The organism is Bradyrhizobium sp. USDA 4354 (genome assembly GCF_054060315.1).
Map to the genome: position 1 here is coordinate 1517771 of NZ_JBSSDC010000001.1, position 12153 is coordinate 1529923.

Here is a 12153-nt window from a genome sequence, read left to right on the forward strand (position 1 = left end):
CCTCATGAAAGCTCGGCCCCTAGCGAACGCATCATCGGAATGAAATCCGGAAAACTGGTGGCGATGAAGGCGGTGTCGTCGACGGTTACCGGCTGGTCGGAGGCGCAGCCCATCACCAGCGCGGACATCGCGATGCGATGGTCCATATGGGTGGCGACGGTGCCGCCGCCGGGGACATGGCCGCGGCCCTCGACGATCAGATCGTCTCCGGACACCTCGACCCTGACGCCGTTGACGCGAAGCATGTCGGCAGTGGCTTCAAGCCGGTCGGATTCCTTGACGCGCAGCTCCTGCAGGCCGCGCATGATGGTGGTGCCTTCGGCGAACGACGCCGCCACCGCCAGCACCAGATATTCGTCGATCATGGAGGGCGCGCGCTCCGCCGGCACCTCGACGCCGCGCAGCCTTGACGCGCGCACGCGCAAGCGCGCCATCGGCTCGCCGGCATCGCCCCGCTTTTCGCTCTCCTCGATCGAAGCGCCCATTTCGCGCAGCGTGGTGAACAGGCCGGTGCGCAGCGGATTGGTCATGACGTCGGACAGCACGACATCGGAGCCCTCGACGATCAGCGCTGCGACGACGGGGAATGCCGCCGACGAGGGATCAGCGGGGACCACGACATTGGCGCCATGCAGCTCGGGCTGGCCCACCAGCGTGATGCGGCGTCCGTGCTGACCTTCCTGCACCGAGGTGATGTCGGCGCCAAAATGCTTCAGCATCAGCTCGGTGTGGTCGCGGCTGGCCTCGGCCTCGATCACGGTGGTGGTACCCGGCGCAGCCAGGCCCGCCAGCAGCACGGCCGATTTGATCTGGGCCGAGGCGACCGGGGTCTTGTAGGTGATCGGCAGTGGGTCGCGCGCGCCCTGGATGGTCAGCGGCAGACGCCCGCCGTCGCCGCCGGAGGTGACCTTCGCGCCCATCTTTTCGAGCGGATCGAGGATCCGGCGCATGGGACGGCTGCGCAGCGAGGCGTCGCCGTCGAACACTGCCGAGATCGGGCAGCCGGCGACGGCGCCCATGACCAGCCGGCAGCCGGTGCCGGAATTGCCGAAATCCAGCGGCGCCTTGGGCTGGGCGAAGCCGCCGACACCGACCCCGTTTACCTTCCAGGCGAAATCGCCGGTGCGCTCGACCCTGGCGCCCAGCGCCTGCATGGATTTGGCGGTGTTGAGGACGTCCTCGCCCTCCAGCAGACCCGAAACCTTGGTCTCGCCGACCGCGAGCGCGCCCAGGATCAGCGCGCGGTGGGAGATCGACTTGTCCCCGGGCACCCGTACTTTCCCGGTCAGGGGCCCGCTGGCGCGAGACTGGAGCGGCCTCGGTTGGTCGGAATGGGTCAAGATTGTGTCCTTGAATAGGCCCTTGGATGCATCCTTGGGGCTAGCGCGCAGGTACCACATGGTCCGCGCCCCGTCACGGGCATGTCGTTCTCTCGTAATGCGCTATTGACAGCGGGCCGCCAACTAGCCAAGTGAAGCACCGCTTTTCAGACATTCCCAGGATTCCTGCCGTGGCCAAGTCCGAACTCGGAACCAAACGTATTTGCCCGACCACGGGCAAGAAATTCTATGACCTCAACAAGAATCCGGTGATCTCGCCCTATACCGGCGAGGTGGTGCCGATCGCGCCCGTGGCGCCCGCACGTGCTCCCCGCGGCGCCGAGGCCCGCAGCATGGCTCAGGACACCACGCCGGAGCCGGCGGAGGCCGAGGAGTTGGTCTCGCTCGAGGAGGCTGATGCCGAGGAGAACACCGGCAAGGTCAAGGCGGTCGTGCCCGAATCCGAGGACGATATCGAGGTCGATGAGACCCTCGACGACGATGATGACGATGATTCGACCTTCATTGCCGACGAGGAAGAGGGCGATGAGGACGTGACCGACATCATTGGTGATGTCGGAGGTGATGAAGAGACTTGAGATCAGTCCTGATCTGTGAAAAAGGGTGCACCGCGCGAGTCACCAGGCTCGCCGGTCTGTGGGGGATCCACCAGGATCGTCCCATTTAAGGACTAAGGGGCCATAGCTCAGCTGGGAGAGCGCTTGCATGGCATGCAAGAGGTCGGCGGTTCGATCCCGCCTGGCTCCACCAGCCTTCGCTCGCTTCGCGAGCTTCGGCTGGGCAAGCCTAGGGAAGTCCCTCGTAGCGAAGTGAGCGAATGCTGTCCCGCCATAGCCCGAAGGGCGACTCTATCCACGATCGCAAACAAAGCCCCGTACTGGCTCCAGCCTGCTATCCTGCCCTCTGGGAGGAAGCAGAATGAAATACGTCTATATTCTCGAAAGTCTCGATTCCGAGCACTTCTACGTCGGCATCACGGACGACCTGCGGGCCCGCTTGGAGAAGCACAACGCCGGCGAGGTACCGCACACCTCGAAATACGGGCCTTGGCGAATTCGGACTTATTTCGCGTTCGATGACGCCGCACGCGCTGTCGCATTCGAGCAATATCTGAAATCTGGCTCTGGCCGCGCGTTCGCGAAGAAGCATTTCTGACCGCGCGCCCGGGAAACCTACTCCCCGATCACCGCATTCAACCTATCCCGCAGCGCGACGATCTCGTCCTTCATCCCGACCAATTCCGACACCGAGCAATCCGACGCCGCCAGGATCGACTGCGGCACGCTGCGTGCCTTTTCCTTCAGTGCATGGCCTTGCGGCGTCAGCGCGATCAGCACCTGGCGCTCGTCCTCGCGCGAGCGGGTGCGCTTGACCAGATGGGCAGCCTCGAGGCGCTTGAGCAACGGCGTCAGCGTGCCCGAATCCAGGAAACAGCTTCTCGCCGATTTCCTTGACCGGCACGTCGTCGCGTTCCCACAGCACCAGCATCACCAGATATTGCGGATAGGTCAGGCCGAGCCGATCGAGCAGCGGCTTGTAGACGCGGTTGAAGGCGTGCGCGGCGGAATAGACCGCGAAGCAGATCTGGTTGTCGAGCCGAAGCGGTGCGTCCACCGCCGATGATTTCCGGGCCATAGAGAATCTCACGGGTTTCTTTCCATTCTGGGGCCGGCCGGCGGCACATTCAATTGCGAACAATTAAATGTGAAGCCTCGCAATTTCGATTGCGCGCTATCTAATTGCCTGCAATAAAGATTGCACCCCACCCACCCCAAGACCTCAGGGAGACCCCAATGTCCGTGAACGTCCTCTACAAGACCAGCGCAAAAGCCACCGGCGGCCGCGACGGCCATGCCGCGACCATCGACGGCGCGCTCGACGTCAAGCTCACCACGCCGAAGGAGCTCGGCGGCGGCGGCGGCGCCGGCAACAATCCCGAGCAGCTGTTCGCGGCCGGCTATGCCGCCTGCTTCATCGGCGCGATGAAGTTCGTGGCCTCGCAGGGCGGCCCGAAGGTGCCCACTGATGCCTCCGTCACCTCGACCGTCGGCATCGGCCCGCGTTCCGAGGGCGGCTTCGGTCTCGACATCGACCTCGCCGTCTCGCTGCCGGGCCTCGCCCGTGCGGAGGCCGAGGCGCTGGTCGCGAAGGCGCACCAGGTGTGCCCGTACTCCAATGCCACGCGGGGCAATGTCGACGTTCGCCTGACGGTCGTCTGACGGAAAGGCGGATGGGCTGGCCCGGGATCCCCCTCGGGCCGGCCGCTACCGTTGATTTCCCACCGCGCGGGATGGCCGCACAGCGGCGCATACGGCCCCACGCCCGGCGCCATTGCTGGCGCAAACAAACCTCGCTAGGCCTGTAATCCAAAGATCGACACAGGGGAAGCGAAGGCATGACTGAAGCCGTTTTGGGCGCAATGAGCGGACTGCGCGTCATCGATCTCACGCGCGTGCTCGGCGGTCCTTACTGCACCCAGATCCTCGCCGACCATGGCGCCGACGTGATCAAGGTCGAGCCGCCCGCTGGCGACGAGGTGCGCGAATGGGGCCCTCCCTTCCATGAGGAGGATGCGGCCTATTTCGTCGGCATCAACCGCAACAAGCGCTCAATCGGCCTCGACCTCGCCTCCGAGGGCGGCCGCGTCGTGCTGCTCAAGATGCTGGAGACTGCGGACGTCCTGATCGAGAATTTCAAGCCGGGCACGCTGGAGAAATGGGGCATCGGCAACGCGGTGTTGCGCGAAAAATTCCCGCGCCTCGTGCATTGCCGGATCTGCGGCTTCGGCGCCGACGGGCCGCGCGGCGGCAATCCCGGCTATGACGCCATCATCCAGGCCATGACCGGCATGATTGCGGCGACCGGCTCGCCCGAGAGCGGGCCGATGCGGATCGGCGTGCCCTTGGTCGACATCACCACCGGCCTCTATGCGGCGATCGGCATCCTGATGGCGCTGTCGGAGCGGCAGCGTTCGGGCAAGGGCCAGTTCCTGGAAACCACGCTGTACGAGACCGGTCTCGCCATCATGCATCCGCACACCGCGAATTATTTCATGCATGGCAAGCCGCCGAGCCTCACCGGCAACGAGCACCCCAACCTCGTGCCTTACGCGATCTTTCCGACCAAGACCGACAACATCTTCATCGGCGTCGGCAATGACGGCACCTTCCGCAAGCTCGCCAAGGAGATCGGCAAGCCCGAGCTCGGCACCGATCCGCGCTTTGCCCGCAACAAGGACCGCATCGCCAATCGCGAGGCGCTGCGCGCCGAGCTGGCCGCGGTGTTCAGCCAGCACGAGGCCGAGCCGCTGTGCAACCGCCTGCTCGCGGCGGGCCTGCCCGCAGGGCCCGTGCAGAAGATCGACCAGGCGTTGACCAATCCGCACACGATCTACCGCGGCGATATTATCGAGAAGGACTGGTACAAGGGCGTCGCCTCGCCGATCCGGCTCGACCGCAGCAAGCCGAGCCTGCGCCGCGTGCCGCCGAAATTCAGCCAGCACGCCGCGGAGGTGCTGGGCGAGTTCGGGTATTCCAAGGCCGAGATCGACGCGATGGTCGAAAAGGGCACGGTCTGCGGTCCCGAGCGCAAGCGCTAGGGCGCCACACCTTCACAGCCTCCAATGCCGCACTGCGGCGCGCGCACGCCTGTGCACCGCGAACGGCTGCGGCTGTCCGCGCGCATCTTCGCCTATTTTCGGGCTTTCCTTTTCCAGCGCTTGCCGCTTTCGTTTCGGCCGCTTACACAGTCATGTGAACGTCATATGGCGCTGCTAGCGCAAGCGCTTCTTTAGTGACGGGCAAGGGAGGTTTTCTTGATGGCTCTTCGACATTTTGGCGCTGCTGCTGCTGTTGCACTCACGGTTGGTCTCGGCTCCTCGCCGGCGCTCGCCGTGACCGAAATCCAGTGGTGGCACGCGATGACCGGCGCCAACAACGAGGTCATCGTCAAGCTCGCCAACGACTTCAACGGCGCGCAGAGCGACTACAAGGTGATCCCGACCTACAAGGGCAACTATGCCGACACGATGAATGCCGGCATCGCCGCGTTCCGTGCCGGCAACGCGCCGCACATCATGCAGGTGTTCGAGGTCGGCACCGCCACCATGATGGCCGCGACCGGCGCCGTGAAGCCGGTCTACAAGCTGATGGCCGAGACCGGCGAGAAGTTCGATCCGAAGGCCTATCTACCCGCAATCACCGGCTACTATTCGACCTCGAAGGGCGAGATGCTGTCCTTCCCCTTCAACTCGTCGTCGACCGTGATGTGGGTCAACCTCGATGAGCTGAAGAAGGCCAATGTCGAGATCCCGAAGACCTGGCCTGAAGTATTCGAAGCCGCCAAGAAGCTGAAGGCGGCCGGGCACGCCACCTGCGGCTTTTCCAACTCCTGGGTCACCTGGGTCAATCTCGAGCAGCTCTCCGCCTGGCACAACGTGCCGCTGTCGACGAAGGCCAACGGCCTCGACGGCTTCGACACCGTGCTCTCGTTCAACGGACCGCTCCAGGTCAAGCATCTTGAAAACCTGGTCGAGCTCCAGAAGGACAAGACCTACGACTATGCCGGCCGCACCAACACCGGCGAAGGCCGCTTCACGTCGGGCGAATGCCCGCTCTACCTGACCTCGTCGGCGTTCTTCGGCAACGTCAAGGCGCAGGCCAAGTTCGCCTTCACCGCGGTGCCGATGCCCTATTATCCGGACGCCAAGGGCGCGCCGCAGAATTCGATCATCGGCGGCGCCTCGCTCTGGGTGATGGGCGGCAAGTCGGCCGAGGAGTACAAGGGCGTCGCAAAATTCCTGACCTTCCTCTCGGACACCGATCGTCAGGTCTACATCCACAAGGCCTCCGGCTATCTGCCGATCACCAAGGCGGCGTATGAGAAGGCCAAGGCCGAGGGCTTCTACAAGGACCAGCCGTATCTCGAGACGCCGCTGCTCGAGCTGACCAACAAGGAGCCGACCGAGAACTCGCGCGGCCTGCGCCTCGGCAACATGGTGCAGCTCCGTGACGTCTGGGCGGAAGAGATCGAGCAGGCGCTGGCCGGCAAGAAGACCGCCAAGCAGGCGCTGGACGCGGCCGTCGAGCGCGGCAACACCATGCTGCGCCAGTTCGAAAAGACCGCCGTGAAGTAAGGCGACAAGCGGCAGGCCGGTCAGCCGGCCTGCCGCCCCTGCGGGCATCATGCAAAAGCAAGCCATTTTCCAGTCGAAGCTATTGCCCTATGCGCTGGTTGCGCCGCAGCTCGCGATCGTCCTGATTTTCTTCTACTGGCCGGCCTTGCAGGCCGTGATCCAGTCCTTCCTGCTCCAGGACGCCTTCGGCCTGTCGACCAGCTTCGTCTGGTTCGAGAACTATCTCGAGCTGTTCAAGGAGCGCGCCTATTTCGAGGCGATCCTGCGCACCTTCTTCTTCTCGTTCGCGATCGCGGTGTCGTCGTTGTCGTTCGCGCTGCTGCTCGCCGTGATGGCGGACAAGCCGCTGCGTGGCTCGATGCTGTACCGCACGCTGCTGATCTGGCCCTATGCGGTGGCGCCGCCGGTCGTCGGCGTGCTCTGGATCTTCATGCTGCATCCCTCGCTCGGCGTGCTCTCGCGGTACCTGCGGGCGCTGGGCATCGACTGGAATCCGCTGCTCGACGGCGATCAGGCCGCAGCGCTGATCATCATGGCCGCCGCCTGGAAGCAGATCTCCTACAACTTCCTGTTCTTCCTCGCCGGCCTGCAGAGCATCCCCAGAAGCGTGATCGAGGCGGCCGCGATCGACGGCGCCCGCCCGATGCGGCGGTTCTGGACCGTGATCTTCCCGCTGCTGTCGCCGACCATCTTCTTTCTCCTGGTCGTCAACATCGTCTACGCCTTCTTCGACACGTTCGGCATCATCGACACCATGACCCGCGGCGGTCCGGGCAAGTCGACAGAGACGCTGGTCTACAAGGTCTATACCGACGGCCTGCTCGGCGGAAACCTTGGCAGCTCGGCGGCGCAATCGGTGATCCTTATGATCATGGTGATCGTGCTGACGGGCATCCAGTTCCGCTTCGTCGAACGCAAGGTGACCTACTGATGGTCGAGGAAGAAGGCTTTCGGCGCTACATTGCCCATATCATCCTCTGGATCGGGATCGCGATCGTCGCCTTCCCGGTCTATCTCGCCTTCGTGGCGTCGACCCAGGACAACGCGGTGATCGCCAACGGGCAGATGTCGCTGCTGCCCGGCGGTCATTTCTTCGAGACCTACTACCAGACCATCTTCGTCGGCACGAGCGGCTCGACCCGCGAGCCGGTCGGCAACATGATGCTGAACTCGCTGGTGATGGCGCTGCTGATCGCGGTCGGCAAGATCGCGATCTCGATCATCTCGGCCTATGCGATCGTGTATTTCCGCTTTCCGTTCCGGATGCCGATCTTCTGGCTCATCTTCATCACGTTGATGCTGCCGGTCGAGGTGCGCATCTATCCGACCTACAAGATCGTCGCCGACCTGCACATGCTCGACAGCTATGCCGGCCTGTCGCTGCCGCTGATCGCCTCGGCTACCGCGACCCTGCTGTTCCGCCAGTTCTTCATGACCGTGCCGGACGAATTGCTGGAGGCCTCGCGCATCGACGGCGCCGGCCCCTTGCGCTTCTTCTGGGATACGCTCTTGCCGCTGTCGCGCACCAACATGGCCGCGCTGTTCGTGATACTGTTCATCCTCGGCTGGAATCAATATCTCTGGCCGCTGCTGATCACCACGCGCGACGACATGCAGACCATCCAGATCGGCATCCGCAAGATGATCACCACCACCGACGCGCTGACCGAATGGCCGATCGTGATGGCAACCGCCGTGCTGGCGATGCTGCCGCCGGTGTTCGTCGTCGTTGCCATGCAGAAACTGTTCGTGCGCGGCCTGGTCGAGACGGAAAAGTGAAGATGGCGAATAGCGAGTGGCGAGTGGCGAATGGGGTCGCTGCGTCCGCCTTGCTCATTACACCTTCCCCATTCGCCAGTCCCTATTCGCTACTCGCCGGTGCAACCCATGGCTAACGTCACCCTGCGCAACGTCCGCAAGACCTATCCCGGCGGCTTCGAGGCCATCAAAGGCGTCGATGTCGATGTCGGCGACGGACAGTTCTGCGTGCTGGTCGGACCAAGCGGCTGCGGCAAGTCCACGCTGCTGCGCATGGTCGCGGGGCTGGAGACGGTCACCGGCGGCGAGATCGACATCGGCGGCCGAATCGTCAACCAGATCGAGCCCGCCGACCGCGACATCGCGATGGTGTTCCAGAACTACGCGCTCTATCCGCATATGAGCGTCTACAACAACATGGCCTATGGCCTGCGCAACCGCGGCATGGCCGAAGCCGAGATCAAGACCCGCGTCGAGGAAGCCGCGCGCGTGCTCGAGCTGTCCGCGATGCTGGAGCGCAAGCCGCGCCAGCTCTCCGGCGGCCAGCGCCAGCGCGTCGCCATGGGCCGCGCCATCGTGCGCCAACCAAAGGTGTTTTTGTTCGACGAGCCGCTCTCCAATCTCGACGCAAAACTGCGCATCGCGATGCGCGTCGAGATTCGCAAATTGCAGCGCCGCCTCAACACGACCTCGATCTACGTCACCCACGACCAGCTCGAGGCGATGACGCTCGCCGACATTCTCGTCGTGATGAACGGCGGCCAGGTCGAGCAGGTCGGCAATCCCCTCGCGATCTACGAGAAGCCGGCAACCACCTTCGTTGCCTCCTTCATCGGCGCGCCGCCGATGAATTTGATGTCGACGCGGCCCGAGGAGATCCGCTCGCAGCTCGCCGGCAGCGCGGCGGCCAACGCCGGCATCCTCGGCATCCGCCCGGAGGATTTCGTGATCACCGACCAGACGCCCGCCGGCGGCGTCGCGCTGCCGCTCACTGTGGAGGCCATCGAGCGCGTCGGCGCCGAAACCTTCGTCTACGGCTCCCGCGAGCAGGAAGACCAGCGCGTCGCCGCCACGCCCGGCGAGCTGCCGCCCGGCGAGGTCATCGTCCGCATTCCCGGAACTGACGCCCCCGCCATCGGCGCGAAAATCCGTGTCGCCGCGGCGCGGGCGAAGCTGCATTTGTTCGGCGGCGACGGGCGAAAGCGGATCGAGGCCTGACCGGTTCCGGGAGGCGTTCGATCAAAACCGCGAAAACAACCCCATGCACAGTAGAAGGGGCGTTGTTTTCGTTGGGAAAAATCCGTCCACAGATTCGTGATGCCCGGGCTTGTCCCGGTCAAGCCCGGGCATGACGGAGAACGGGAGAAGGCCGATGACCACCACCGCCATGCTGCGCGCCTTCTGCGACGCCGTCGAGCAGCGCAAAGGCCGTGCCTTCGCCGAGCTGTTCACCGAGGACGGCATCTATCACGACGTGTTCTACGGCGCCTTCGCCGGCCGCGAGAAGATCGCTGCGATGATCGACGACTGGTTCTATCGCACGGCGACCGATTTTCGCTGGGACATGCACGACCCTGTCACCGACGGCACCACACTCTATGCGCGCTACACATTCAGCTACAAATCAACCCTGCCGGAAGCGAACGGCGCGCGGGCGATGTTCGAGGGCGTGGCGATCATGACGCTGAAGGGCGGCAAGATCGCGAGCTATCACGAGGTCGCCAACACCGCGCCGGCGTTCGTCGATTTGAAGTTCGCACCCGAGCGCATCGCGAAGATCGTCGCCAAGCAGGGCGCTGAGCTGAAGGCGCGGCCGGAGATGCAGCGGCATTTGGGTTGAGCGCTGCTTTCCCCACTCGTCATTCCGGGGCGCGCCACTTGGCGCGTGCCCCGGAATGACGGCAATGATAGAATCAAGAAGCCGCGGCGTACTGGATTCACCGCCTGCCGCCTTCGCTAAAGCTTCGGCGCCCCTAGACGTCAACCCCGGCGAAGCCTTGGCGTAGCCGGGTCGCGGGAAATGACACCAAGAGTTAGGAGGCGGCGCGCCACTCCTCACGCACGCTCTCGTCGGACTCTGCGCCCAACGCAGCGCTCCTCATCGCCGCAAACTCATCCGGCTCCACCAGCTGCCCCAACGCCCACACCGCAGCCCCCCGCACCAGCGGGCTCGCATCATCGAGCAATTTCCGCGCCTCGTCCGCCAGCGCCATCTCACCCGAATTGCCGATCGCAAGCAGCACATTCCGCACGAACCGGTCGCGGCCGATGCGCTTGACCGGGGACTTCGTGAACAGCGCGCGGAACGCCGCATCGTCGAGCCGCGCCAGCTCGCCGAGCGCAGGCGCGCGCAGTTCGTCACGCGCCGCGAGCTTGGCCTCGCGCCCCTCCTGCGCGAACTTGTTCCAGGGACACGCGGCGAGGCAATCGTCGCAGCCATAGATGCGGTTGCCGATGCTCTTGCGGAACTCGTGCGGGATCGGTCCCTTGTTCTCGATGGTGAGATACGAGATGCAGCGCCGCGCATCGAGCTTGTAGGGTGCTGGAAAGGCCGCGGTCGGACAGATGTCGAGACAGGCCCGGCACGAGCCGCAATGATCGATCTCGGCAGCATCGCGCGGCAGATCGAGCGTGGTGTAGATCGCGCCGAGAAACAGCCACGAGCCGAATTCGCGCGACACCAGATTGGTGTGCTTGCCCTGCCAGCCCAGATGCGCGGCCTGCGCCAGCGGCTTCTCCATCACGGCGGCGGTGTCGACGAACACTTTCACGTCAGAGGGCGCGGTCGCGACCAGCCAGCGCGCCAGCACCTTCAGCCGCTTCTTGACGAGATCGTGATAGTCGTCGCCCTGCGCATAGACCGAGATCGCCGCGCGCGTGCGCTGCTTCAGGATCGCCAGCGGATCAGAGTCCGGGCCGTAATTGACGCCGAGCATGATCACCGAGCGCACGTCCTGCCACAGTCCGCGCGGATCGACCCGGCGCTCCGGCTGCGCCGCGAGCCAGTCCATATCGCCATGGCCGCCCGAGGCGATGAACTCGAGGAAGTGCTTTCCCGCAGCTTCGATCGTGTCCGGCGCGGTGACGCCGATGCAGTCGAAGCCGAGCGCGCGCGCTTCGCGCACAAGCGCCGCCTTCAGTTCAGTCGGATCAGAGCTCAGAAATCCAGGTCCACGTAGGTCCGCGACGCCGGCACGCCGGCCAGCCATTCGCTCAGCAGCGGGCGGAACGACGGGCGGGATTTCACCCGCGCGTACCACGCCTTTGCTGCGTCGTCCTCGCTCCATGGCACGTCGCCCAGATAGTCGATCGCCGAGAGATGCGCCGCGGCGGCGAGATCCGCGTAAGTGAGCCGGTCGCCGGCGAGGAAATTGCGCGTCTGCGCCAGCCAGCCGATATAGGCCAGATGATAGCGCACATTGGCTTTCGCTGCGCGCATCACGTCGGCCGAGGGCGGACCGCCGCCGTTCTCCTCGCTCATGAAACGCTTGTAGATGCGTTCGGTGACGAGGGGATGCGAGACCTCCTCGAAGAATTCTCTCGTTGAACCAGGCCATCAGCCGGCGCACCTCGACGCGCTCGGCAAGCGTCTCCGGCATCAGGCGCTTCACGCCCATCCCGCCGCCGTAGGCCTCGTCGAGATATTCGGCGATGATGGCCGCGCCCGGGATCGGCGGCTGCTCCTCGTCCACCATGACAGGCGTGGTGCCGGCCGCGTTGAGCAGCAGAAATGCCTCGCGCCGTTCCCAGCTGCGCTCTTCGACCAGCTTGAGGTCGAGCCCGTATTCGCCCGCGATCAGGCGGATGAAGCGCGAATGCGGACAGAACGGATGATGAAACAGCGTAAACATGAAGCCTTTGACTATTTGATGGTGCTTAAGAATCCATCAATGTTTGTGCGGCGCCACACTAGTCCTTCAA

At 64.4% G+C, this 12153-nt stretch carries 11 protein-coding genes, 1 tRNA gene and 2 pseudogenes; 10 read left to right on the top strand and 4 right to left on the bottom strand.

The window, feature by feature from the left end; all coding sequences use genetic code 11:
- Positions 1-2: 2 nt before the first annotated feature.
- Entirely contained in the window at positions 3-1400 is a 1398-nt protein-coding gene (gene aroA / locus ACVIIV_RS07100; RefSeq protein ID WP_456743566.1) for a 3-phosphoshikimate 1-carboxyvinyltransferase, read from the bottom strand.
- Between the two features lie 110 nt (positions 1401-1510).
- On the opposite strand from aroA, the gene ACVIIV_RS07105 reads away from it, so the two are divergent.
- The 3 genes from ACVIIV_RS07105 to ACVIIV_RS07115 all read left to right on the top strand — a co-directional run bounded on the left by ACVIIV_RS07105 (position 1511) and on the right by ACVIIV_RS07115 (position 2495).
- Positions 1511-1918, top strand: coding sequence for a TIGR02300 family protein (locus tag ACVIIV_RS07105; RefSeq protein WP_456743567.1), 408 nt, complete (start codon positions 1511-1513; stop codon positions 1916-1918).
- Between the two features lie 96 nt (positions 1919-2014).
- A tRNA-Ala gene (locus tag ACVIIV_RS07110) sits at positions 2015-2090 on the top strand.
- A gap of 168 nt (positions 2091-2258) precedes the next feature.
- Positions 2259-2495 (top strand): GIY-YIG nuclease family protein, encoded by a 237-nt coding sequence (locus ACVIIV_RS07115; protein ID WP_456743568.1) that lies wholly within the window; start codon positions 2259-2261, stop codon positions 2493-2495.
- Positions 2496-2512: 17 nt separating this feature from the next.
- Here ACVIIV_RS07115 and ACVIIV_RS07120 read toward each other — a convergent pair.
- Positions 2513-2975: pseudogene (locus ACVIIV_RS07120) on the bottom strand (MarR family winged helix-turn-helix transcriptional regulator).
- Positions 2976-3133: 158 nt separating this feature from the next.
- Between ACVIIV_RS07120 and ACVIIV_RS07125 the strand changes: the two are divergent.
- The 7 genes from ACVIIV_RS07125 to ACVIIV_RS07155 all read left to right on the top strand — a co-directional run bounded on the left by ACVIIV_RS07125 (position 3134) and on the right by ACVIIV_RS07155 (position 10072).
- The gene (locus tag ACVIIV_RS07125) at positions 3134-3559 is read left to right on the top strand and encodes an organic hydroperoxide resistance protein (protein ID WP_456743569.1); all 426 of its coding nucleotides are present in this window, start codon (positions 3134-3136) and stop codon (positions 3557-3559) included.
- Positions 3560-3735: 176 nt separating this feature from the next.
- Positions 3736-4938 (top strand): CaiB/BaiF CoA transferase family protein, encoded by a 1203-nt coding sequence (locus tag ACVIIV_RS07130; protein WP_456743570.1) that lies wholly within the window; start codon positions 3736-3738, stop codon positions 4936-4938.
- A gap of 219 nt (positions 4939-5157) precedes the next feature.
- Positions 5158-6474: a sn-glycerol-3-phosphate ABC transporter substrate-binding protein UgpB gene (gene ugpB / locus ACVIIV_RS07135; protein WP_456743571.1), complete on the top strand. Its 1317-nt coding sequence runs from the start codon at positions 5158-5160 to the stop codon at positions 6472-6474.
- A gap of 49 nt (positions 6475-6523) precedes the next feature.
- Positions 6524-7405 carry a sn-glycerol-3-phosphate ABC transporter permease UgpA gene (gene ugpA / locus ACVIIV_RS07140; protein ID WP_456743572.1) on the top strand — a complete coding sequence of 294 codons (882 nt, stop codon included), beginning with the start codon at positions 6524-6526 and terminating at the stop codon, positions 7403-7405.
- Positions 7405-8253 (top strand): sn-glycerol-3-phosphate ABC transporter permease UgpE, encoded by an 849-nt coding sequence (gene ugpE / locus ACVIIV_RS07145; RefSeq protein WP_456743573.1) that lies wholly within the window; start codon positions 7405-7407, stop codon positions 8251-8253. The genes ugpA and ugpE overlap by 1 nt, the downstream gene beginning before the upstream one ends.
- Before the next feature lie 108 nt (positions 8254-8361).
- The gene (locus tag ACVIIV_RS07150) at positions 8362-9450 is read left to right on the top strand and encodes a sn-glycerol-3-phosphate import ATP-binding protein UgpC (protein ID WP_456743574.1); all 1089 of its coding nucleotides are present in this window, start codon (positions 8362-8364) and stop codon (positions 9448-9450) included.
- Between the two features lie 154 nt (positions 9451-9604).
- Complete coding sequence (locus tag ACVIIV_RS07155; protein WP_456743575.1) at positions 9605-10072, top strand: nuclear transport factor 2 family protein; 468 nt, start codon at positions 9605-9607, stop codon at positions 10070-10072.
- Between the two features lie 193 nt (positions 10073-10265).
- Here ACVIIV_RS07155 and queG read toward each other — a convergent pair whose 3' ends face one another.
- Both queG and ACVIIV_RS07165 read right to left on the bottom strand, forming a co-directional pair.
- Complete coding sequence (queG, locus tag ACVIIV_RS07160; protein ID WP_456743576.1) at positions 10266-11441, bottom strand: tRNA epoxyqueuosine(34) reductase QueG; 1176 nt, start codon at positions 11439-11441, stop codon at positions 10266-10268.
- Positions 11390-12083, bottom strand: a pseudogene (locus tag ACVIIV_RS07165) (glutathione S-transferase family protein). Before ACVIIV_RS07165 ends, queG begins: the two are co-directional and overlap by 52 nt.
- Between the last annotated feature and the right edge of the window lie 70 nt (positions 12084-12153).